Annotated in this window: 27 protein-coding genes; 10 read left to right on the forward strand and 17 right to left on the reverse strand. The window is 59.9% G+C overall.

Translation table 11 applies throughout. The features are described 5' to 3' along the window. Window positions 1-103: 103 nt before the first annotated feature. Window positions 104-397, reverse strand: a complete 294-nt coding sequence (locus ACZK2V_RS11165) for a hypothetical protein (protein ID WP_486323273.1) — start codon at window positions 395-397, stop codon at window positions 104-106. 133 nt (window positions 398-530) lie between these two features. Further along, window positions 531-1,667 carry a site-specific integrase gene (locus ACZK2V_RS11170; protein ID WP_017354461.1) on the reverse strand — a complete coding sequence of 379 codons (1,137 nt, stop codon included), beginning with the start codon at window positions 1,665-1,667 and terminating at the stop codon, window positions 531-533. Window positions 1,668-1,790: 123 nt separating this feature from the next. On the opposite strand from ACZK2V_RS11170, the gene ACZK2V_RS11175 reads away from it, so the two are divergent. The 3 genes from ACZK2V_RS11175 (at window position 1,791) to ACZK2V_RS11185 (ending at window position 3,486) form a co-directional block, all read left to right on the forward strand. After that, window positions 1,791-2,075 (forward strand): hypothetical protein, encoded by a 285-nt coding sequence (locus tag ACZK2V_RS11175; protein ID WP_017354460.1) that lies wholly within the window; start codon window positions 1,791-1,793, stop codon window positions 2,073-2,075. Between the two features lie 522 nt (window positions 2,076-2,597). After that, the gene (locus ACZK2V_RS11180) at window positions 2,598-2,978 is read left to right on the forward strand and encodes a DUF3653 domain-containing protein (RefSeq protein WP_486323274.1); all 381 of its coding nucleotides are present in this window, start codon (window positions 2,598-2,600) and stop codon (window positions 2,976-2,978) included. A gap of 67 nt (window positions 2,979-3,045) precedes the next feature. After that, complete coding sequence (locus ACZK2V_RS11185; protein WP_486323275.1) at window positions 3,046-3,486, forward strand: hypothetical protein; 441 nt, start codon at window positions 3,046-3,048, stop codon at window positions 3,484-3,486. Window positions 3,487-3,582: 96 nt separating this feature from the next. Here the strand turns inward: ACZK2V_RS11185 and ACZK2V_RS11190 are convergent, their stop codons facing one another. From ACZK2V_RS11190 to ACZK2V_RS11235, 10 genes are all read right to left on the reverse strand, one after another. After that, window positions 3,583-4,161 (reverse strand): TraX family protein, encoded by a 579-nt coding sequence (locus ACZK2V_RS11190; protein ID WP_486323321.1) that lies wholly within the window; start codon window positions 4,159-4,161, stop codon window positions 3,583-3,585. Between the two features lie 42 nt (window positions 4,162-4,203). Beyond that, window positions 4,204-5,406, reverse strand: a complete 1,203-nt coding sequence (locus ACZK2V_RS11195; protein WP_486323276.1) for a zonular occludens toxin domain-containing protein — start codon at window positions 5,404-5,406, stop codon at window positions 4,204-4,206. Between the two features lies 1 nt (window position 5,407). Continuing rightward, window positions 5,408-5,719 carry a DUF2523 domain-containing protein gene (locus tag ACZK2V_RS11200; protein ID WP_486323277.1) on the reverse strand — a complete coding sequence of 104 codons (312 nt, stop codon included), beginning with the start codon at window positions 5,717-5,719 and terminating at the stop codon, window positions 5,408-5,410. A gap of 2 nt (window positions 5,720-5,721) precedes the next feature. After that, a complete protein-coding gene (locus ACZK2V_RS11205; protein WP_486323278.1) occupies window positions 5,722-7,113 on the reverse strand; it encodes a virulence factor TspB C-terminal domain-related protein in 1,392 nt (463 codons plus the stop codon). A gap of 80 nt (window positions 7,114-7,193) precedes the next feature. Next, entirely contained in the window at window positions 7,194-7,424 is a 231-nt protein-coding gene (locus tag ACZK2V_RS11210) for a major capsid protein (protein WP_486323279.1), read from the reverse strand. 8 nt (window positions 7,425-7,432) lie between these two features. Further along, complete coding sequence (locus ACZK2V_RS11215; protein ID WP_065184837.1) at window positions 7,433-7,636, reverse strand: hypothetical protein; 204 nt, start codon at window positions 7,634-7,636, stop codon at window positions 7,433-7,435. A gap of 3 nt (window positions 7,637-7,639) precedes the next feature. Continuing rightward, entirely contained in the window at window positions 7,640-7,918 is a 279-nt protein-coding gene (locus tag ACZK2V_RS11220) for a single-stranded DNA-binding protein (protein WP_164198242.1), read from the reverse strand. Next, entirely contained in the window at window positions 7,900-8,955 is a 1,056-nt protein-coding gene (locus ACZK2V_RS11225; protein WP_486323280.1) for a replication initiation factor domain-containing protein, read from the reverse strand. Before ACZK2V_RS11225 ends, ACZK2V_RS11220 begins: the two co-directional genes overlap by 19 nt. Further along, the gene (locus tag ACZK2V_RS11230; RefSeq protein WP_486323281.1) at window positions 8,945-9,139 is read right to left on the reverse strand and encodes a hypothetical protein; all 195 of its coding nucleotides are present in this window, start codon (window positions 9,137-9,139) and stop codon (window positions 8,945-8,947) included. Before ACZK2V_RS11230 ends, ACZK2V_RS11225 begins: the two co-directional genes overlap by 11 nt. Continuing rightward, a complete protein-coding gene (locus ACZK2V_RS11235) occupies window positions 9,129-9,392 on the reverse strand; it encodes a hypothetical protein (RefSeq protein WP_486323282.1) in 264 nt (87 codons plus the stop codon). Before ACZK2V_RS11235 ends, ACZK2V_RS11230 begins: the two co-directional genes overlap by 11 nt. A 133-nt stretch (window positions 9,393-9,525) precedes the next feature. Between ACZK2V_RS11235 and ACZK2V_RS11240 the strand changes: the two genes are divergently transcribed. The 3 genes from ACZK2V_RS11240 (at window position 9,526) to ACZK2V_RS11250 (ending at window position 10,958) form a co-directional block, all read left to right on the forward strand. Beyond that, on the forward strand, window positions 9,526-10,074 hold the full coding sequence (locus ACZK2V_RS11240; protein ID WP_486323283.1) for a DUF3693 domain-containing protein: 549 nt from the start codon (window positions 9,526-9,528) through the stop codon (window positions 10,072-10,074). A gap of 153 nt (window positions 10,075-10,227) precedes the next feature. Beyond that, complete coding sequence (locus tag ACZK2V_RS11245) at window positions 10,228-10,347, forward strand: hypothetical protein (protein ID WP_331852310.1); 120 nt, start codon at window positions 10,228-10,230, stop codon at window positions 10,345-10,347. A gap of 284 nt (window positions 10,348-10,631) precedes the next feature. Continuing rightward, complete coding sequence (locus ACZK2V_RS11250) at window positions 10,632-10,958, forward strand: HNH endonuclease (RefSeq protein ID WP_323162603.1); 327 nt, start codon at window positions 10,632-10,634, stop codon at window positions 10,956-10,958. On the opposite strand, the gene ACZK2V_RS11255 is transcribed toward ACZK2V_RS11250, so the two are convergent. Continuing rightward, complete coding sequence (locus ACZK2V_RS11255; RefSeq protein ID WP_257471010.1) at window positions 10,955-11,653, reverse strand: hypothetical protein; 699 nt, start codon at window positions 11,651-11,653, stop codon at window positions 10,955-10,957. The genes ACZK2V_RS11250 and ACZK2V_RS11255 overlap by 4 nt on opposite strands. A 72-nt stretch (window positions 11,654-11,725) precedes the next feature. Beyond that, window positions 11,726-12,885 (reverse strand): IS3-like element ISPa39 family transposase gene (locus ACZK2V_RS11260; protein ID WP_086009122.1). Its coding sequence is split into 2 segments (ribosomal slippage): window positions 11,726-12,627 and window positions 12,627-12,885, totalling 1,161 coding nucleotides; the frame shifts between segments, so codons are not numbered across the junction. 642 nt (window positions 12,886-13,527) lie between these two features. Between ACZK2V_RS11260 and ACZK2V_RS11265 the strand changes: the two genes are divergently transcribed. Further along, window positions 13,528-13,977: a hypothetical protein gene (locus ACZK2V_RS11265; protein WP_141653545.1), complete on the forward strand. Its 450-nt coding sequence runs from the start codon at window positions 13,528-13,530 to the stop codon at window positions 13,975-13,977. Between the two features lie 896 nt (window positions 13,978-14,873). Here ACZK2V_RS11265 and ACZK2V_RS11270 read toward each other — a convergent pair. Continuing rightward, window positions 14,874-15,488 (reverse strand): hypothetical protein, encoded by a 615-nt coding sequence (locus tag ACZK2V_RS11270; RefSeq protein WP_033835133.1) that lies wholly within the window; start codon window positions 15,486-15,488, stop codon window positions 14,874-14,876. A 61-nt stretch (window positions 15,489-15,549) separates the two neighbouring features. Between ACZK2V_RS11270 and ACZK2V_RS11275 the strand changes: the two genes are divergently transcribed. The 3 genes from ACZK2V_RS11275 to ACZK2V_RS11285 all read left to right on the forward strand — a co-directional run bounded on the left by ACZK2V_RS11275 (window position 15,550) and on the right by ACZK2V_RS11285 (window position 17,691). Beyond that, a complete protein-coding gene (locus ACZK2V_RS11275) occupies window positions 15,550-15,810 on the forward strand; it encodes a hypothetical protein (protein ID WP_049401600.1) in 261 nt (86 codons plus the stop codon). 436 nt (window positions 15,811-16,246) lie between these two features. Next, complete coding sequence (locus ACZK2V_RS11280; protein WP_031741319.1) at window positions 16,247-16,774, forward strand: DUF6988 family protein; 528 nt, start codon at window positions 16,247-16,249, stop codon at window positions 16,772-16,774. 242 nt (window positions 16,775-17,016) lie between these two features. After that, complete coding sequence (locus tag ACZK2V_RS11285; RefSeq protein WP_005413401.1) at window positions 17,017-17,691, forward strand: helix-turn-helix domain-containing protein; 675 nt, start codon at window positions 17,017-17,019, stop codon at window positions 17,689-17,691. Window positions 17,692-18,005: 314 nt separating this feature from the next. Here ACZK2V_RS11285 and ACZK2V_RS11290 read toward each other — a convergent pair whose 3' ends face one another. After that, a complete protein-coding gene (locus tag ACZK2V_RS11290; protein ID WP_306341171.1) occupies window positions 18,006-18,635 on the reverse strand; it encodes a cyclin-dependent kinase inhibitor 3 family protein in 630 nt (209 codons plus the stop codon). Window positions 18,636-19,733: 1,098 nt separating this feature from the next. Then, window positions 19,734-20,165, reverse strand: a complete 432-nt coding sequence (locus ACZK2V_RS11295; RefSeq protein ID WP_031269101.1) for an NIF family HAD-type phosphatase — start codon at window positions 20,163-20,165, stop codon at window positions 19,734-19,736. Between the last annotated feature and the right edge of the window lie 82 nt (window positions 20,166-20,247).

The raw sequence follows: 20,247 nt of genomic DNA on the forward strand, positions 1-20,247 counted from the left end.
GACGCATGTGGCCGCAGGCGGACATCAACGGAACAAAGGGGGGGGCAGGGGGAATTATCGGGGGTGAAGCATGGCAGCTGTCGGCCCGAAACGGAGGCTCGACTTACACCTTCCAGACTTTGCTAATCACGGGCACATCAGCTTTATCGAGTCTAGGGAGATAGGCAATCAGTTTGTAGCCGCCAGGTCGAAAGTGGTCGAGACGAAGCTCCGCTTCTGCTTGCAATCTGGTGCCGTCCGGACCTTCGACCATGACCGCATAAACGGGATTCTTCTTGCCATGCGAGAGCGGCAAATCGGACGGCAGGGTCGAGTGGCCATTGCCTTTCGCACCGCCAAGCATCGCAGGATCTTTGGTGTAGCCGCGCGATTTACTGGAGACGGCCGACTCAAGCATCGGGCACAGATCACCCGATCTCCGTGACGTGAGGGCCGACTGCGACGGGAGATCATCAGAGACCGACAGTGATAGATCGCAGCGAAGCCGCGACGATCAAAGGATACTTCTACTAGTTTGACCGCACGATTGCCTAGGACTCAGCGCTCGTCGTGTCTCCATACCGCCCTATGGGGCGCTCGGCACTTGACCTTGCGGCAGCTTCCAGCATTCGAGCCGCCGGATTCGTTTCGGCCGCACCGGCCTGATAGTAGCCGATGACACTGACCACCGATCGGTGATCGGTCATTGCCATAATGGCTGGCAGGGCAATTCCTTGCCTAGCACCTTCCGTTACGAAACCCGATCGTAGGCTGTGACCGCCAAAGCTCCCCACCAATCCGGCAGCGCGGGCGCGATTCTGGATGATGGTGGCCACCGACTTGGGTGACAAGCCGGCCCCAACTTTCCCGCGTGTCAATTGGCGGAAGAGGGCACCCTCCTGCAGTCCAGCCGCTTCGATCCAGGTGCGAAGCGCTTCGGCCGGTGGACCTAACAAGGGCTTGTCCGGCGAGCCGCCTGCTTTGACGCCCTCCTGAAGCGTTTTGCCGACGTCCAGGTGGTAGAGGTAGCCGCCGTCGATCGGCGCAAGCTTGCTCAAGACGGCATGGGCCGTCTCGCTCCGACGGCGCCCACCACTGGCGAAGGCGAAGTAGAGCAGGGCACGATCACGTTTCCCAACAAGATCGTCCTCACAGGTCGCAATCATCGCCATCAATTCGGTCGCAGTGATCGCCGTCTTCTTGCTCGGCCGCTCGCCGCGCTTATGTGCGGCGCGACGGCCCTTGGCCAGCAGCTGCCGAACCTCGCTGCTTTCGCAGGGATTGGCCAGCTTGAGCAATTGATGGGCGCTGGAGAGCACCGCAACGCGGTGGACGATGGTCGACAGCTTGAGCGGTCCTTGGCGCTGCTTGAATTTGCCTTCCACCAAAAGCGCATCCAGTGTCGGCGGCAGCTCCCAGGTCAGGGCATCGCCTGAGCGCCGGGCCAGATGATCGATGATGAACTGGATCACGCAAGACGCGTCGACCGGCATGGCGATGACCGCTCCGTAGCGGCCTTGGTACCAGGCCGCCCAGTAGCGCAAGGCGGTGGCGTAACTGCGCGTGGTGTTGGCCGAGGCCGCTTCGGCGAAGACTTCGCGCACCGCGTCCGCCGAGGACTGCGAGAGCTGCGCCACAGTCGGATTGGCAGGAGCCGCGGTGGTCAGAGCTGGAAGAAGGTCGCTCATAAGTGGTTGAAAGTAGGGATTAAAAATAGCCTGAGTTCCGATAAATATATCTTATCGGAACCGTATATGTCGCACTTACTAAGATCACGGAGACACGTTCGGTGTCAGTCTCGAAGGATCGAAATGGCCGTCTATGTTGTCACCTGGAATTTGAACCGAGAAGCCAACTACGACGCAAAGAGGACTGCGTTCCTCAAGCACCTGGAGCGCTACCAGAACGTAGCAGATCCTGATCTGGAGTCGGTCCGCTGGGTGTCCGGGGATATGAGCGCTCACGATCTATCTGCCGATCTTCAACAGAAGCTCGATAAGAATGACGGGATTTTTGTATCCCAGCTTGTCCGTGGCGAGTACCAAGGCTACCTCAGCAAGGCGACATGGGAATGGATCAGTCAGCGCCTTGACTGACACCGCCGAAGTCCAAGGGGTTCTGACGTGGTTGGGGCTCGGGGACCGCGACACCGGAGCCAGCAAGTGAATTGTTCGCTTGGACTCTTCAAAATTGGAGGGTCCAAGCCGCTGAGCTAGCTCAGAAATGAAGCCGACGGTCATAGCCGTCTCCCAAATTAGATGCTCTCGAAAGCGCGTGGCTGCAACGCCTTGGCAACATCATTGGAGATGCAACAGATTCGCGACGCACCATTGGTGATGCACCAAGATCACAGCGAGTCATTGGGACTGCACGTAGCTCAGCGCATCAATTGCTACAAGTTGCCGCGCAAGCTGCCCCAAATTCGCAGCGCTCAACAGAGCCGGGGGCTGGGCAAGACCCGTGCCAGCCACCGCTGCAGGAGGGTGAACATAATATACATTATGCGAAATGCTGTATCGGTCGGCCGTTGGCTTCGTCGGCTCCGCGTGGCAATGGCTGGGCCTCTGGCTCGGCTCTTGCCTGCGACCTGGCACCCCGGCCAAGGATGAGATCGCGGCATGATTGAGTTCGACCCGCACCACCGTATTGACTTGACCGGCCCTTGGGCCGGTTTTTCTTTCCTGGGCGACCGCCTGATTACGCCCGAAGGCCGCGAGCTGCTGCCCGAGGATCTAGCCTGGCTGTCGCTCACCGCCTGCCAAGCGCAGGAATGGCGCCGGATGATGGAAGCTGCCCGCTCGGCACCGTCGATCGACAGTTCCAAGCGTGGTGGCAATCTTCCTGCAGTAGCGCGGGATCGTCCTGCCACTGTCGTCAATCTGCGGGACGTTGTAAGCCAGCGCAAACAGCGTTCGGCGGTGGCGATGGCTGGCCCTGACGCCGAGCCGCCAGCAGCAATCCTGCCGCTATCGGGGCCGAGGCCTCGCCAGCGCGTATGAGGCGTTTCCGTAGGGGCGCCGCCCCTACACCCCGGCTACAATGCGCACAGGACGCCTTGGGGGCCGTATGGAACGCGAACGACACGAACCGACCTTCGGAAAACCTGACCTGCACGACGTGCATTTTCGCCATGACCGCTCACGGACGATCCGGCAAACCGAGCCGACATCACCGTGGATTTACATGGGCGTTGGCGCTGCCCTGCTGATCGCAATCGCGATGGGCCTTATCGAATGGAATGCCCGCCGACAGGCCGCCGCTATGACGCGCGAACTAACGCGTCCGATGACTGCCAAAGAAGAGGCGCAATTCAAGGCGGACATGCAGAAGTTTGATCAAGAGTTCAGGGCGGCCATGCAGCAAGCAGCGCCGCAACCACGCGTGATCACCCTGCCCGTCGAAGATCCCGCTCCGCAGCCGCTTAGACCTGGGGAACGCTGCATTCAAGGGCGCAGATTCCAGCGCATTGAGGGTGGATGGCGAGATCGTCCCAACGACCCATGCTGACGCAGAGTTAGGACCGCTCGCGCTTGTGCTGACGGTCGAACGCCCGGTCCATCCATCGGGCAATCCAGTAGTGAATGTCGAGGAATCGGCGCAGGCTCATGGCCGCAGTATAGGCGCCAGCAGCCCTATGCATGCAAGGTGCGCGACGTAGTAGCCGTAGAAGGCCCATCGGCCACGCGGCACCGCCAACGTCGCATGAGACAGACCCACGGCCACGGGAATAGCCACCAGCGCCCACAGGTTGCCATTGAATGCGCATAGGGGCGCGAATGCCACCAAGGTCAACAGCAGCCGCCTTGTGCGGAATCCCAGCCATGCCAGAAGGACGAACCCTACCCCGGCCCACTGGTAGTCCACGACCAACGGCAGCACCCCCGCGGCCATCACAACCACCGAGCTTTCCCGCCGTTCAACCGCATAGATCACCAAGGCAGACAGCGCGAAGGTCAGCAGGATGTTCAGCGGCAACCAGTAGCCGAACGTCAGCGCGTGCACGGGCTGCGCGATGACACCCCACATCGCCAACCTGCGAACGGACTTGCCCACGCCTGCGCCGGGCTGGGCGAGGTTGTACGCCATCACCAGTGCGAACAGCGGGAAGGCCACCCGCCCCGCTTCGCTGAGTCCAGGCACGTACCCGCCATAGATCACCTTGGCAACGTGATCCCCAGTCATAAGGATCACGGCCAGCCACTTCAACAGTTCACGCGCTACTGGTCACAGCTTGTTCGGCCCCGGCGCCGTGGTCATGTAGGAATCAGATCGATAGGATGGCGACTCTGGAAACGTACCCATAGAACGTTCAACGTGCTGGGCAACACCCCCGACACGTCCCGTTGCTGCACCCGGCCGAGATCGATCGAGATCCTCAACACGCTGGGTGCTGCGCTCTTCTGAACGCTCTCGATAGGGGTTATAGACCGGCCCGTTTCGAGCCAGCGTGCGGCATTCTGGCTGGCTGAGTTCGTATGCAGTCCCCTGCTCCGTCAAGCACCGACAACTAGCCTCCTGACGAACCCCCTGAGCGTCCAGCCCCTCCAACGACGACATGCAAACCAACTGCGGATCCGAACGCGCCTGCCGCTCATCAAAGACCGGCGCTGTCCAGGGCATAGTACTGATGCGCGGCAGGTGATCCTTGGCATATGCAGCGGCAGTCGGCCAACGCGGCGCATCTTCCTTGGCTCCCGCTGGACGGAAGGGCGAAGGGGCCGCATCGGCTGACGCCGATTGCGTCCCCTCTTTCCCCTCGCCACCGGCGAAGCTGGAGGGACGAAGCGACGTGTATGCCAGATAGGCGAAAACGATGGCTGCAACCGCCAGCACCGGCAGCAGCATCACCTTGAAGGGAATGCGGGCCTTGATCGTGTGTACCTCAGCGGACTTGTACTGACCGAAGACCTGCGAGGGCAGCAACCGGGTCGTGCGCTGCGCCATGTCGCGTTTCGCCAGCGACTTGATTTCTTCGTTCAACTCACCCCAGCGATAGACGTCGAGCATCTTTGTGCCGAAGCGACGAACCACATGTGCATGCGAACCGATCAGGCCACGCACGAACGGATAGAGCTGGTTCGGCTGCTGCGTAGTCCATACGAAGTCCAGACCACGATGGCGATGCTCAGCCAGTTCAAGTACGTGGCGAGGCGTCTGCTGCCGGGTCGCGTCATGAAGGTGCCCAAACCACTTCCACGCCTCATCGACAAAGATCAGCGACCCATCTGGGACGATGTAGTTCCCCTCGGCGTCCTTGTTATTCCAGTGGCGCGGATCATCCAGCACCATAGCAAGGCCGGGATCAAGTCCGTCGATGCCAGCAGCGAATATCGGCCGGCTCGCCGCCTTTGCTTCGGCGACAAGGCGCTCCATCATCAATGCCGTTTTGCCGTTGCCGGGCTGACCGGTGAACAGTTCGATAGGCATCTTAGGCCCGTTTCGTCAAGAACGTTTTTGCGGCACCTACGGCGAACTTTGCGGTCGCCGCCGAGGCGATCATGGTGCAGGCCACGTCGAACTTCATGAGTCCCGCGTAAGCAACGACCAGCGCGCCGAACTCACCGCCGGGCGCACCTGCGCGCATCGCCTGTTCCATCTGATCAATCCAAGGCTGAACCAAGAACTCGTTGGTCGCCCAGGAGAGCCCCAGCCACACCATGGCCTCGGCAACCCACGGCCCCCACTTGGACCGAAAAAGCGCGGCAAGCGCCGTCAGCAGCGTGCTAATCAGCATTGGCATGATCAAGCGTCCCTAGATGCGATGATGCGAAGCGAAGCTAGGGCGGCGAGCCCCATCACGAAGTAGCTACCGAGAATCAGCCAGTTGCAGAGCGGCGCTGTGTTGATCTGGATGACATTTCCGAAGACTTCAAAGCTCGGCGGCTGCGGGCAGGTGCGCCCCCAGCCGTATCCGCCGGTATCAGGCTTGACCGGCGTGCCGCTGCGCGGTGCCCATACGTCGGAGCTAGGCCGATCAGGCGCCGTTGTGACTGCACCACCGGTACCGGTCAGGGCGTCACGAATTGCTTTAACGTCCCCGTTCTCACCGCCGCCATTACCGTTACCTTGCGCCATCTTTTCAAGTGCACAGGTAGACCGCCACTGCATCAGCAGACCGGCATATTCCATCGCATCGCACTTTTCACCTGTGCACACCGGCATCGCGCTGCACGCCCCACCGGCGATATTCCGATTCCTGCGCGTGTTGCAGTCGATTCGCCATTGAATGCGTGCCTGACCGCACATGATCGGCGAGCCGCTACACGAAGGCGGAGCGCTGCAATCATCGCCGCCACTGAACGAATCCTCATTGACGGGATCGGGGTTTCCATCCTCATCTGCATCCTTCTTGCAAGTGCCATCTGGACCTCGCACCTCACCCTTGGCGCACTGCCCATCACCGGGAAGACACTTGCCATCGGGGGAGCGCACCTGGCCTGCAGGACACTCGTTATCCTTCTTCTTGCAAGTGCCATCTGGCTGCTGCGCCATACCATTAGGGCACGGCTCTGGGGCACATTGCCCAAGTGAATTTGGAGCCTTGCCGCCTTGGCACTCAGGCTCAATGAGTTCGCATACGCCGACCTGTCTGTTGTAGAAGGCATTTGGCGAAGCGAGCTTAGCCTTGCACTTGTCATCGTCGTCCATGTCATCGCCTGTGCACGAGCGATTGAGCGCGGTACTGCCGTTAACGGTGCCATCGGCATTATGCGTCCAAATGACCTCACAGCCGAGATCGCAGGAAAGCGAGCCGCTTTTAGGCTTGTATTGTCCACCGGGGAATGGGCCGTTGTACTCCTTGCGATCTTTACAAGCGGTATCGTAAGCAACGGTCTTTGAGTGATACCCCTGATAGCGGCCGTCACTAAAGTAGCACTGACCGGATGCGTTAACACTTCCGGGTCCCACAATCAACTTGATTTCGCCTCGAATATGCGGGCCATACGCTGGCGCTGACGCCTTGCATGACTCATGCACCTGATTAACCGCGATCTGTGTTGCCTGCCCCTGATCGACGGCGCTCGCAGCACCTGCAACGAGCAGCAAGCTGAGCATCGCAATAGCGCGAAACATCAGTTGAAGTCCACAAAGATGATTGCGCAGGCCACCAGCCATGCGCACAGCCAGATCCACCCTTCCATCCCAAGCCCCCTGCCCTGTCCAGGGCGTTAGAAGACCGGGGGGAGGGAGTCGGCCCTGCCCCCCGGTTGCCGTTACATCGCGCGGCGCACCCACTTGTAGACCTTGATGCCGACCAGCACCAACAGCACAGCAGCGCCGATCTGACCGATGGGGCCAAGCGCCGCGTTGATGGCCGAAACCACCGCGCCCACGTCCACGCCGGTACCACCCGAGGCAAACGCCGGGGCGGATGCAACCGCAGCGGTACCGACAGCAGCCAGCGCGGAACCCTTGCCCTTCAGGGCCTTCAACATCTTCTGCATGTGTCCTCCTAGGACTGTTCGATTTTTTTGCGAATGAGCCGGAACACGTACGCAACAGCCCACAGAAGCGCGATCTTCGCGCCGATGGCCTGTGCATCCTCAATCGGCAGTTCCGGCAGCAGTGCCGGCTGAGGAATCCAGATCACAGCCGTGCAAGTCCCCGTAGCCGTGTCCAGGTCGGCTTCGCGGCAAGCGGGGATCAGCACGGCCATGGCTTACGGCTTCGCCGGTGCGGCTGCGGCCTTCGCCTGCAGCGGAACGAGGTCCACGTAACGCTTCAGCACCAGATCGCCGTACTGGCTCAGTGCGAAGGACTGCGGGTCGATGTCGTACTCGCCCGGGGTGTACGGCGGGCGCGAGCCGAGGCCGACACGGAACGGCAGTTCGAAGCCGTTGCCCAGGTCGAGGCCAACGGTCTGCGAGCGGTTGATGGTGTTGGTCTTGCTGTTGTGCCGTTCTTCGACGGCAGCGGACTTTACGCGGCAGATAGGCATAGTTCTTCTCTCACATAGCGATGGAGTGGTTCACCCTTGGAAATGCCGCGAAAACGTCCGGGGTGACCGTCACGGACGACGCGAGCCAGCAGGAAGTCGGTGAACGAATCACCGAACGCTCCATGCAGAACACTGAGGGCCGGGCCTACTTGGCGCTCCATCCAGAGCACCATTGCCTCGGCAGAAACTTCGACGTGCTTGCGGATCGTGCGCAGTCGAGTGCACACGCCCTTGATGAGGTCCTGCAAAGCGCTGTACGAACCGCGCAGGTATGCGCCGGGGTTCAACAGCACATCAAGCGGGATTTCCATGTGCTTGCCGTACAGGCGCACTTCCGCGCGCACCCAGCGCGAGGACGGGAGGCCTTCGGCCTTGCCCTTTTCATACACGCACAGTTCCTTGTGGCCTTTGCCACCGACGTACAGCGTGCAGCCGGTGTTATGGCCTTCATCGGAAATGAAGCGGTGACGCGGAGGGCATCCGCCCTCGGTAAATCCACCCTGCGCGGCAACCTCGCGGAGCGCATGCACGTCCAGGCGTTCGCCTTCGTAGTCGTCGTGCGCGCAGTCAATGCGAGTGATCTTGGCGTCGAGCATGGCGCACTGCTTGAAGACGCGCGCCCAGTCACGAATCCACTTGCAGCCCATGCCGGTCAGGCTCAGGCACACGGTGCTTTTCTTGCCCCCGATACCGACACGGCCAACAACCTCATTTTCCCGGTCGATCAGCACCGCCGACTGCTCGTAGAAGTTCCAGTTCTTCTCGCGGATCGCACCGGCAACGACTTCGCCACGGAAGCCGAAGATGCGGAACAGCAAGAGGTCCAGCTTCTTGCAGTTCACTTCTTCAAGGGCGGAGAGCGGGACCACAATGGTCAGGTAGTCGATGATTGCATCTTGCTGACCCTTTTGGCCCGTGTTACTCCCCGGGCCAATCTCCGCCGCCGCCCGCTGCCCCTTTTCACCGGGCGAAAGCGGGGAAAAGCCCCCTGCCCCGCCCTCTACGGCCATCCTGAAGCGAGCGCGATCAACGGCCATGAGCAGCCTCCCGAATACGAGCAATGCGACGGCGACGCAGATAGCGGCGCACGCGGCACTCCCACAAATGCAGATCAAACGGCGAGAACACGGCGCAGAAGGCGAGCAGCAGGAACATTCCGGCGAACAGCTGCATCAGCTGATCCCAATCCGCCTTGGTGATGACGAAGCACTCAGCGGCCATGGATCGACTCCCGCATGTACTTCAGGGAAACGCCCTGCTGTGCGCGGATGGCTTGGAACGCGGCTTCGTCTTCATCGCTCCAGCCTGTGACGGCCAGTTCGGCGCGTGCCCGGGCTACCAAGGCCGCTTCGCGTGCACTACGACGGGCAGACTCCCCGCGCCGGTCGAGGCACCACGAAACGAGTTTGGCGCTGCCAATCGAAACGGCCACGATGGCCGCCAGCAGCACGAAAGCAATGAACGGATCGATCATCCCTCTTCCCCTGCCCCAAGCCCCCAAGGGAACCCGCCAGCGGCCTTGGGGTGCCGGTGGCGGGTGTCCCGTGTACACGGGACGGAGAGCATGTAACCTGATTGCGGGACATGTTGTCAACTAGGTACGGGACATGAGCATCGTTAGCACCCTCATCGACAAAGCGCGGCAGCGAGCCGGGATCGCATCAGATAGCGCCCTTGCGACGCAATTTGGGGTGCATCGGCAAGCCGTGTCGAAGTGGAGAAACGGTGATGCCTACCCGGATGAAGAGCACATTGCTGAGATGGCAATCATGGCCGGGGATGATCCGGTGCAATGGCTAGTAGCCATCAAGGCAGTGCGCGCCGATGGCAAGGCGGGCAAGGCGTGGGCAGCGCTGGCCCAGCGCTTAGCAGTCACGGCCATGGCGTTGTGCCTGGCAGTCGGCTTTGCCCTGCCCCACAAGGCTCAGGCCGCCGTCACGGGCTTTGATAAGTCCACGGTCTATACATTATGCGAAATGCTGTGTCCGTCGAGTATGGGCCTTTGCCGGGTCTGCGTGGCAATGGCTGCGGCTCTGGCTTGGCTCTTGCCTCCCTTGACTGCCACAACGGAAACGCCCCAGATCCCACAGCTGTCCGCCCGTATTTCCCCACAAGGACGCCCGCGATTTCCAGATCTCCCCCAAAGATGCCCTTGATTCCTGGATCCGCACCTAAGACGCCCTCGATTTCTGGCTCCACATCCAGCTCGCCCTTGAGTTCCCAACTGCGCACCTGATCGGTCAGAGCTTGTCGCCTGCACTTCCCAGTTCCGCCAGTCGCGACATTGGTCGCAAGAACAATTAGACGAGATCTCGGGCCTGAACGTGCGAACAGTTCAGCGGGTTGAGCAGGACTACAACACCGCGACTTCCCTGGGTGACGCGCCACGCCCCGCTCCACCTGCTCAAGCGCGTCGCTCGCCCCCCTGACCAAGCTTTGACCTTAACTGGGCGTCGGTGACTCCCTCCCGTTCTGGTCGGCATCTGGGCCTTGTAGCGGCTCAAGCGCTGAGCTATAACGCCTTAGCCAGTCGCTATAAAGCGCCGGTGTTGTGCCCGCATAGCCAATAGGCTCCGGGTGCCCGAGGTCCACCCAATGGGGGCACGGGAATCCTTCGATTCCGGAGCCATCCATGACCGCCAAACGCCGCAGATCCCTTCGCACTTCTGCCTTCTACGCCCAATCGGGCCGTTGCTTCTATTGCGGCCTGCCGATGTGGCTCACTGCACCCTCAGAGCTCGGGCTGAAGGCCAGTAAGGCCCGAGCCTTTCAATGCACCGCCGAGCACCTGGTGGCCCAACAGGACGGGGGCAGAGACGTGTCCGGGAACGTGGTGGCCGCGCATAGCCGGTGCAACCAGGGCAGGCACCAGCGGAAGGGACCAGCCCCTTCCGCTGAAGCGTTCCGGGCGCTGGTTCAGACGCGGCTGGCAATGGGGAGATGGTGGTCCCGACTGCCATCAGGGATTGCACGTGCTTCCGTATGGCCAATTGAATTGAATCTTTGCAAGGAATCGGCAGCTGCTTGCCTGATTCGCTAGTCCACACTAGTGGCGCCCGGTTGCGGTGCTAGAACGGCGAGTCTGCTGCGAAATGGTCGCGCATTGGGCCTAACAAGGTCTGCGACCCTGTCAACACGTCCGAGAATTCCACCTGTCGCCACCTTCTCGTTCCAATATCGTTCCATCCACTCGGCTTTATCCAGGATCTTACCCGGAGCGCCTAGCAGCCTCTTGGCGATGAAATGCCGGATGAGAGCGGCCTGGCTATCGAGAATCACGACGCCCGCCCTTGGATTAGAGTCATAAGCGCTGTACGAGATCAGATAGTGGACATAGTGGCGGTCTGGCTCTTCGTCATCCCACGTCAACAGGTTGCTTAACCCCGCAGCGCGAGCATCCGATCGCACCTCTTCGCTCACGAGCACCATGGGATTGCGTGCTTCCTTACATTCCATGCGATAGGCGTCCAGCATCGCCGGTCCGAAGATCATCTGAGAATCATGATGAATGCTTCCAACTGTGAGCCCTCCACGTATCAATATATCAACCACTAGCAGGTTCTCGGCCAACATTCTGATGCAGCTCAGGATGTCGGCAAGGCCAGCAGGAGAGCGGCTGCTTGATATGACGATGCAGTCGCTGAAGTAAGTGAACAAAAGTCCTGTTGCTGGGTTGCAGCACGCTGTGTTCTTTAGTCTGTCGATGGCCTCTGCTATTTCATCAAGCTTGCTCATGTCGGCTGCCGACTCTTGGACAAGTGCGGAGAACCCGAGCATGTGACCTGCCCCCTTTCTCAGGGCCACTAGCTACTTAGTAGAGTCCAGGTTGGGGAGCATACCGCTCCGGTGGGTCAGGTTTCGATCAGCGGTCGAACCAGTCAAGGCACCTTCGTTGCGCAGCGCGGCGGCGAACTCGGCAGGCGTGCATTTGGGCAGTGAGCTGTGCGGACGCACCTCGTTGTAGTCCTTGCGCCAGATGGCGATTACCGCCCGTGCGTGCTCGAGCGAGATAAACCAGTTTTCGTTCAAGCATTCGTCCCGGAACTTGCCGTTGAAGCTCTCCACATAGGCGTTCTGCGTGGGTTTCCCTGGCTGGGTCAGCACAAGCGTCACGCCGTTGGCGGTCGCCCACTGGTCCAGCGCCCGGCCGGTAAACTCGGGTCCCTGGTCGGTCCTGATCGCCGCGGGGTAGCCGCGGAAACGGCATACCGCATCCAGGATGTCGGCCACGTTCTGGCCATTTATCCTCCGGCCGACGGCGATTTCCACCGCTTCCTTGGTGCAATCGTCCACCACCGTCAGGCACTTGATCGGGCGCCCGTTGGCCAGGGCGTCGAAGACGAAGTCCATCGACCAGGTGTGGTTGGGCCCCGACGGCAGCTGCAGCGGACGGCGCTCGACGGCCACGCGATCGCGCTTGCGGCGCTTGCGCACCGCCAGGCCAGCGTTGCGGTACAGCCGGTAGATTCGCTTGTGGTTGGCGATCCAGCCCTCCCGTTCCAGCAGGATGTGCAGCCGTCGGTAGCCGAACCGGCGACGTTCGCCCGCCAACGCAACGAGCCTGGCCTGCAACGGCGCGTTCGCCATGCGCGGCTGGTAGTGCAACACGCTGCGTGACAAGCCCAGTGCCCGGCAGGCCCGCCGCTCCGACAGGCCCAGCTTCGCCCGCACGTCCGCGACGGCAGCCCGTCGCGTCGGCGGGCTCAGTATTTTCCCCGCGCCACGATCCTCAGCGCTTCGTTGTCCAACATCGACTCGGCCAACAGCTTTTTGAGCCGCGCGTTCTCCGCTTCCAGTGCCTTCAGGCGCTTGGCGTCGGGCACATCCATGCCGCCGAACTTGCGCCGCCACAGGTAGAACGACGCGTCACTGAAGCCGTGCTTGCGGCAAAGCTCCTTGACCGGCGTGCCGGCGGCCGCCTGCTTCAGGAAGCCGATGATCTGCTCTTCGGTGTATCGCTTCTTCATGTCCGTCCTCTTGTGAGACGGACTCTACTAAGATCAGGTTGGCCCGGAAAACGGGGGGCAGGTCACATGTCGATGAAGGCGACGTACTTATCTTGGTAGAGCATGAAGAACTCCTTAGATGGTCGTGCCCATGGTGCCGAGGGCGGTTCCATTTGACCAGCGGGTGCGGGGCACGTCATAGGCCATGGAGCAATGTCAGCGACCTGGCTCGCGCACTAGTCTCGCAGAGGCTTGTTACGGCGCATCTTCGCATCGGATAGAAGCGAGCGAACGAGAGAGTTGAAGTCCATCCTGGCCCTAAAAGTTTCCTTCACCCTTGGTTAAACGAATGTCCGCTTTCGGTCAGAAGCGGACCAAAGTAGCCGGTGCTCTTCGCAGCCCGTACGCGACTTGGAGTCATATCATCAATCTGTATCAGGGCTCAGACCTAAGTGCCTGATGGTCCAATTCAGCGACACTATCCAGCTTCGGCGTCATCGCACACTTCGGGATACAGCCAGCGCGATCCGCTTATGGAACCAAACCGCACTGTGCCTTACTCTTAAGGAACATTGCCAACGGCAACCTTCGGCAATTGAATTTAGAGAATCCGGGCGGTTCATCCCGCGCGGCCCGTTAATGTCTACAGCTGTGGAGTTGTGAATGGCAGAAGATCAAGGTGGTGAAGAGGTGATTAGGGAGATAGGGAAGGCGCTAGCCCTTGCGTCTGAGCTTGATCCACAAATTGTTAGATCGCTTCGCTCCGCGATTGTTCAGGCGATGTCTGATTACGAGGACGACACGAATGCACAAGCTGCAGCCGCACTTGCGGCGGTTCTCGATTTTAGACCTGTGACGACCCAAGACGCCCTCTCGCAAACCTTGGGTGAGATCGGGAAGCTGGTCGAAGGTCTCACCGGACTGGAGGACGTTCATTACACTGTTGAGACACCAGAAGGTCGCCGAGTTCGCTCAATCCGGTCACATCTACCAACTGTATCACCCCAGCGTTTGACGGATCACGAGCAGGCAGATCTTGAGGCCTATATCGCTCGATATCTGCCACCGGACGACCCTCGCGAGGAACACGCGCCACGAGGACCGCGACTGTGACGATCAGTAAGTTAGCAATCCTCAACGCTGTGAAAGCAGCCATTTCGCGTGCTAAGGCGAGCGGGTCTCCCTACGCGCAAGGAAAGGCTTACGAACTTCGGGTGCTGCTTAGGCTTCTGCGAATCATCGATAGTGCGGGCTACAAGCTCACGTGTACCCCCAAGATGGCAGGCGTCCTGACGTTTGGAGGATCTCCATGCAAAGCAAACCATCCGGATCACGATTACATCAGTGGATCTACGTCTACTGAGAAGCTCGAGATTAGGATTTCAGTGCAGGTCACCACACTAAGCCATAGCTGGAAAGGCACGACGGTGGTCAAAGCGGCTGACCGTCACGAGATTGACGTCGGTGTATATCGTCCGATTAAGACCCGTCGCTATCCCGCATTTACGGAGTTACTTCTTGGGGTCTCGTGCAAGACTGGCGGCTGGAACAAGGCGTACGTCCGCGAGGCGCTAGGTATGCGTAGGGAGCTAGGATTCCTCACATCACCTAGGACGAGCTTGACGAGCTCAGCTCCGTGGTTCATCGCAACAGTTCCCTGCGATCCTCCGGTTCCCTTTGCCTTGTACGCGACCAACGCTGGGTCCGCCGTGTATGCGTCGTTGGCAGCTTTGGGGCTCTACGTCGAGCACTACAAGGGGTAGCGGAAACAGGCTTTGGAGTACGGATCAACTCAGGTGTGTCGAGAACGATGCCCGCTTTGGGTCGAAGGCGGATGCCATCACCGGGCCGGTCGCCGCCCAATGTCCGCTTCCGGCCAGAAGCGGACATCCACCCTGCCCTCGATAAACATCCCAAATCCACGGACGACCTTGGTCTGCTTTGGCCTTCTGCCTTAGGGCCAGACCTGAACTTCGATTTCAGCCCCTAGCGTATTTGACTCCCGCGACCTAGATCTCTCCTAGATCCTTGAGCAGGGCTTGCCCCTTCTGCAGAAACCCAACTAGCAGTCGACCTCCTGCTACTTTCCGGCCCAATTGCCCATTGAGGTAGCTGACCTGGAGACGCGCATGGGCCAGCAGATCCACCTGGGCCATGCTAGGGGTCGCGGCCTGGAGCGGTTCGCCCGGCGACGCCATCTGCCCCCCGATCGGCTGGACAACGCAAGGGCGCCGGCTGTCACTCTTCGCATACGCCGTGGCCATCATCCGGCCGTTCTTCAACGACCATCCACCAAGCACCAACTCGGTCCCGAGTTGCTCGATCGGCAATCCCGCTTCGCTAACCGCTTTCTCAAAGTTCGGCCAGAGTTGGTCCACCACCAGCCCTAGCTCGGCAGATAGCTGTTCTATTGTGAAATCTGCGCGGAAGCTGGCCTGCAGTGCAAGCTCGTAGATGCGGAGGAAGAATTGCGTAGACCCGCGCGCAGCAAGCACTACGTTGTGCTGAGGGATCAGCAGCAGCTTTGCCCCCGCGGAATACGCCCCTGTGAGAGCATCCTCTGCCAGGGTATCCGCTGCGACGACGAGGTGGTCACGAGTGAGGAGAACGTTGAGGATGCTCATTGCGGGATCGTCTAGACGTTTGCAGACTATCGCCTTCCCCTCCCCTCCTGTCCAGACTGCTATGGCCTCCGCGATCACACAAATTCTTGGTCGCCCCAATGCTTGCGAGAACGCACTTGAGATACGCCGCGGCTACCTCAAGGCGATGGAAGATGCGCTGCGGGTTTCGCTTCTGATCCACCAAGATCCAAGGCTTCTGTTCGACACGTGGGCCAGACTGCTCCCCTTGATCGCTCAAAGCCACGAGAGTGACGGCAGCCAGCCATTTGCGACCGGGATCGTCCGCTCGCGCGATCATGGATCCCGGCGGTTGGCTGGCTGAGCGTATGGTTGCAATATAGGAAGCAATCGCGCGCGGACCAGAACGCTGTTCATCGCAGACATTCTTAGGGTGCCATTGCAGAGATTTCAGCTTTTGAGGAATAAAATTTCAGTGCAAGACGGTCCATTGCAGAAAAACTTGACTTGCGACTGACGCAACGCAGAAATTGCTGATGCACGGATGATGCAATGCAGAGATTACCGGCTAACAGATGCTGCAGCCCAGCCGGCCAACTGAGGGCTTTGCCCGATGGACGAGCCGTTACTCTTGCCTGCAGATCACGATTCTAGGATGACTTGTGCCTCAATCGGCTGACCAGGATCGGGCGTCTGTGCTGGAGGGCTCCTTAGAGCTCTTGGGTGAAATTCGAGCCGCTTGGATGGAGATAGAGCATGGACGTGACCGAAGATCGACGGCGGTGGCGGCACTTTGCCAGATGTCCCTTGATCACGCCGTGGCAGTACAGTCCCTGATCGCTACTCTGCCCCAGTCAGCAATCTCGCTGGTCCGGTCCCAGTATGAGGCCCTCGTGCGTGCAACCTGGGCATGTTATGCAGCTACCGACGCCGACATCGAGAAGCTTCTTGCGCCCCTGACTCTGGAGAGTCAGCAAGCGGCAAAGAGGCTCCCTGGCGTTCAGGACATGCTCGTAAAGCTTGAGTCCTCTGGGCCCCGAGGAGCATCACAGTTGTTGGGCAGAGCCAGACAATGCCTTTATGTCGGCTTGAACTCCTATCTCCATGCCGGGATTCACCCCTTGGCAAGGCAGTTAAATGGCTACCCGGGCGCGCTTCTGGCGGGGGTGGCCATGAACAGCAATGCGCTTGCCATGCTAACCCTTCTGAATCTGGCGCACCTGTGGCCAGGCGAACCAGTTCTGGCATGGATGAATGCACTGCATCATCAATTTGGGGGTGTTTTGCCAGAGTTGGAGCCATTGACCCCCCATCAGCCCTCGCCATAGAGCTGTCCCGGATCGCCTGCGCGTCTAGGGTGGGGTCTGTGGTGAGTGACTAGGCAGTTGGGCCTCGCCCCCCTCTGGGGGCACGGGGAGAACATCACGGGCGCATAAGCAGTTGCCCCGGATTTCTCGTTGGGGCAAGTCCTGGCAGTTGATCTGTGTCGGGGGCCTGTCGGGCGACTGTCATGTTTCCAAGTTCGGCACCCTCCTAATCTGGGCTCCCTACCCCTCCGGAGTTATCTTCTATGACCACCAAGACCCCGCCTCGCCTGCTTACCGCTGCTGAGGTTGGCGCCTGCATTCGCCAGTTCCGCCAGTTGCGTCATTGGTCGCAAGAACAATTGGCCGAGATCTCGGGCCTGAACGTGCGAACAGTTCAGCGGGTTGAGCAGGGTGACTCGGCCAGTTTCGACACCCGTCGCGCACTGGCGCGCGCCTTCGATTTCAATGACATCGATGCACTCAACAAGCCTTTCTCGCTGCCGACAGACGAGGAACTGCAGGCGGCGCAAGCGCAGTTTGAGCGCGACTACATCACCCTGGCGGTGTCCCCGCTTGCTGCTGGGCGCGAGCTGGCCAGCCTGATCGTTTCGTGCGACATGGATCTGTCCGAACCGGCTTTCGAGCTGTCGCGCGAGGCGGCGAGCGAGTTTGCTGCACTGGTCGACTACTACCGTGAGTATCGCGACTGCCAAGACCTGTATTCAGAAGTCGACAAGCTAGACATCTACGACGGGCTGCAGCAGCGCATTGAGGTCCTGCGGGAACTGGGAGTATCACTGTCGCACGGTCAGCGTAAGGTCGTCATTCGGATGGGCTCAGGTATGCCGATGGATGCCACGGTCCTGTACGTCGTGGCGTTTCGCCTCGGCCACGAGTGCAGTCAGATCGTAACTCCTAAGGCAGCACGCATCGGCTGAGTCAGCATTCATTAGATCGATAGTGGTGGCGATACATCTGACAGATGTCTATTGATCGCGCCGTCGCAGTACAGTCCCTGGAGGTTGCCCTGCCTTAGTCAGCGATAGCGCTGGTCCGGCCCCAGCACAAGACCCTGATTCGTGCGACAGCAAGGTTCTTAGCTTTCGAGGCAGCGAATTTTTGATGTGCCCTGAACCCTCGCGAAGATCCACTATGGAGACGCCGTCGATTTCTGGATCCAGACCTAAGAAGCCCTCGAGTTCTGGATCCACAGGCAACTCGTCCTTGAGTTCCTGACTGCGCACCTGAGTGGTCAAGCTCCGCCCGGGTGAAGGCTCTGCGCCCAGTACTCTAGGAACTCCTCTTGAGCAATCGTTTCGATTGCGCCTGGCCTGGCATGCCGCACCATGTGGATGGCATCCGATGCCCGCTTGGCCTCGCCAGACTGCAGCAAAAGCATGGCAGCGACCGTTCCCGCGCGTCCCAACCCCCCCTTGCAGTGGACCACGATCCTTTGACCGCTCAGCATGTCAGCGACGAGCTCAGCACTTAGCTGTAGCCAATCTTTGAGGAGTCTGTCGTCTGGTGCGGCTCCATCAGTGATTGGCAGTCCATGCCAAGAGATGCCCTTCCCCGCCACTATCGCCGGTAAGCTCTCGATTCGAAGGTCCTTGAGCTCCCAAGGCTCAAGCAAGGTGACTAGGTGAGTGGCACCCCAGTCCTGAATAGCCGAGACGTCCACATCTAGGTCTCTCGCCCATGCTCCAGTCATGGCGACTTCCTGGTACTTGCCTGGCGCAAATGTCACCCCTATGCCGCCTCCATGGGCTCCAACAGGCAACTCTGCAATCAGTAACGGGTGGCTAGCGCTGGTGCGCATCATTTCGGCTCTCCCAACATGCGGTAACGTTCTGCGTCGTGCGCCGGGGCGCTCCCCGCTCATTCGCTGCACGGCTAGGATATCGGATGTTCAGATATCGTTGAACTGGAGAGAACACCTAAGGGTCAATATCGGAAAGTCAGATAGACAGTCTGTGGGCAGGTTGATATCCTGACAACTGGTATCGCGATTTGAGGGCTGTGTGGCCTATGTCGTTAGCCAACCGACCCTCATCGCGCCCTGGCCAGAACTGGACAATTTCGTTCGTTCAATAGGTCCCTTTCTTGCGTGCGCGTGGTGCGCGCTAGAGCGCTCAAGAACGGCTAGTTCGCCGGTAGCTGCTGAGGGGTTGGCCTCGCAGGCACTTGACACGCTTGCGACGCTGCGCGTCCTCCATCGCGAACCAGTCGAATGTTCTCGGCTTGCCGCAAGATCTCTGTATGAGCCCCTGGCTTGGTCCTACAAATCTCCGTGGTCTCGCAGTGACTTGAACCTTGAGTCGGCATTGACCCGGTCGCTCACCCAGTGGGCGGCTGAGTGCACGCCCAGTGCGAGGCGGAATCTCGGAATTTCACTGGCATCCACCGAAGCTCGAGCGTACTTGGCAAACCTTCTGCGGAAGCATCGGTTGGACCCGAAGCTAGGCGACGGGCTTCAGTCGATTGGATCGCCTGAATGGAATGCGCTCAGCTTGGGGCGTAAGCGCTACGTGCTGTGGGCGAGCATGCGAAATTCTGCCTCGGAGTTCATACAAAGCGGTTTGGATGAGCATGCCGCGAGGCGAGCACTTGATCGCGAGATAAAACGCAGATGCATCTGGTTAGCTGGACGCGAGCAAGCTGGAACCCTCGCCCGGAAGGATTTTTGCTTCTTGCCTGGTCAGGGTTGGCGTCAGCCGTTGATCCTGGACGTTGCAATGGAGACTTTCCTGCCGCTGGGCATGGCGTACTGGCTGGAACCTAGCGGCAGTTGGCAGCTTTAGCTTCTAGTCTGAGTAGACCGACCAGCTGCCACGGGTCCATGAGATGGTTTGAGGGGGCTCAGGACTCTATCGCGGTAAACGCCCCCCCAGGTCTATATCGACGGTTCTCCAACGAAGCGCTGGACCTTGGTTGACCGGCGAGCCTGTGGCCCATTGGACGCTGGCCAAGAGATGGCCCTCTAGTACTCGTTCAGTCGCTTACGGATTGCCTCGATGGCATCGTCCAGTCCCGCGTCGTCCTCGGGGTAAGGAGAACAAAACAGTTGAACCGGGACCCAGCAATGTTCCTGTCCCGGTTGTACATAGGGGGCGTAATCATCTAGTAGCCATGCAGAGCCGATGGGCTGGGAAACGTTGGCAAGATCCTTCGTCGGCCCAGTCCAGTCTATGTATGGCAAGCGGGCAAACCAACCCGGGGCCGCTCCTTCGCAAGCCAATAGGTCGGCAATCTCGCGAAATCTAGGCTCCGGAACTGTGGTGAAGATGACTAGACCCTCAAAGAGCGACTTTGCCGACTCCAGAAATTCGTAGAGGCCCGGGCGCGGGATCTGGCTTACAGCGTTGGAAATCAGCGTTCCTTCTAAGTCCAAGGCGAGGATGGACGGGCGCATTGTGTAATGGTCCTCTTTGGCGGGGGTGAACGTCGGTACCGCTACCAAGCCCCGCCGGAGGGTGATCCGCCGGCGGGGCTTG

It is taken from the genome of Stenotrophomonas sp. 93052_Sma (genome assembly GCF_056481145.1).

Coding starts and splice junctions, on each gene's coding strand:
- ACZK2V_RS11165 (WP_486323273.1), bottom strand. CDS start 397: ATGCTTGAGTCGGCCGTCTCCAGTAAATCGCGCGGCTACACCAAAGAT.
- ACZK2V_RS11170 (WP_017354461.1), bottom strand. CDS start 1,667: ATGAGCGACCTTCTTCCAGCTCTGACCACCGCGGCTCCTGCCAATCCG.
- ACZK2V_RS11175 (WP_017354460.1), top strand. CDS start 1,791: ATGGCCGTCTATGTTGTCACCTGGAATTTGAACCGAGAAGCCAACTAC.
- ACZK2V_RS11180 (WP_486323274.1), top strand. CDS start 2,598: ATGATTGAGTTCGACCCGCACCACCGTATTGACTTGACCGGCCCTTGG.
- ACZK2V_RS11185 (WP_486323275.1), top strand. CDS start 3,046: ATGGAACGCGAACGACACGAACCGACCTTCGGAAAACCTGACCTGCAC.
- ACZK2V_RS11190 (WP_486323321.1), bottom strand. CDS start 4,161: ATGACTGGGGATCACGTTGCCAAGGTGATCTATGGCGGGTACGTGCCT.
- ACZK2V_RS11195 (WP_486323276.1), bottom strand. CDS start 5,406: ATGCCTATCGAACTGTTCACCGGTCAGCCCGGCAACGGCAAAACGGCA.
- ACZK2V_RS11200 (WP_486323277.1), bottom strand. CDS start 5,719: ATGCCAATGCTGATTAGCACGCTGCTGACGGCGCTTGCCGCGCTTTTT.
- ACZK2V_RS11210 (WP_486323279.1), bottom strand. CDS start 7,424: ATGCAGAAGATGTTGAAGGCCCTGAAGGGCAAGGGTTCCGCGCTGGCT.
- ACZK2V_RS11215 (WP_065184837.1), bottom strand. CDS start 7,636: ATGGCCGTGCTGATCCCCGCTTGCCGCGAAGCCGACCTGGACACGGCT.
- ACZK2V_RS11220 (WP_164198242.1), bottom strand. CDS start 7,918: ATGCCTATCTGCCGCGTAAAGTCCGCTGCCGTCGAAGAACGGCACAAC.
- ACZK2V_RS11225 (WP_486323280.1), bottom strand. CDS start 8,955: ATGGCCGTTGATCGCGCTCGCTTCAGGATGGCCGTAGAGGGCGGGGCA.
- ACZK2V_RS11230 (WP_486323281.1), bottom strand. CDS start 9,139: ATGGCCGCTGAGTGCTTCGTCATCACCAAGGCGGATTGGGATCAGCTG.
- ACZK2V_RS11235 (WP_486323282.1), bottom strand. CDS start 9,392: ATGATCGATCCGTTCATTGCTTTCGTGCTGCTGGCGGCCATCGTGGCC.
- ACZK2V_RS11240 (WP_486323283.1), top strand. CDS start 9,526: ATGAGCATCGTTAGCACCCTCATCGACAAAGCGCGGCAGCGAGCCGGG.
- ACZK2V_RS11250 (WP_323162603.1), top strand. CDS start 10,632: ATGTGGCTCACTGCACCCTCAGAGCTCGGGCTGAAGGCCAGTAAGGCC.
- ACZK2V_RS11255 (WP_257471010.1), bottom strand. CDS start 11,653: ATGAGCAAGCTTGATGAAATAGCAGAGGCCATCGACAGACTAAAGAAC.
- ACZK2V_RS11265 (WP_141653545.1), top strand. CDS start 13,528: ATGGCAGAAGATCAAGGTGGTGAAGAGGTGATTAGGGAGATAGGGAAG.
- ACZK2V_RS11270 (WP_033835133.1), bottom strand. CDS start 15,488: ATGAGCATCCTCAACGTTCTCCTCACTCGTGACCACCTCGTCGTCGCA.
- ACZK2V_RS11275 (WP_049401600.1), top strand. CDS start 15,550: ATGGCCTCCGCGATCACACAAATTCTTGGTCGCCCCAATGCTTGCGAG.
- ACZK2V_RS11280 (WP_031741319.1), top strand. CDS start 16,247: ATGTCCCTTGATCACGCCGTGGCAGTACAGTCCCTGATCGCTACTCTG.
- ACZK2V_RS11285 (WP_005413401.1), top strand. CDS start 17,017: ATGACCACCAAGACCCCGCCTCGCCTGCTTACCGCTGCTGAGGTTGGC.
- ACZK2V_RS11290 (WP_306341171.1), bottom strand. CDS start 18,635: ATGAGCGGGGAGCGCCCCGGCGCACGACGCAGAACGTTACCGCATGTT.
- ACZK2V_RS11295 (WP_031269101.1), bottom strand. CDS start 20,165: ATGCGCCCGTCCATCCTCGCCTTGGACTTAGAAGGAACGCTGATTTCC.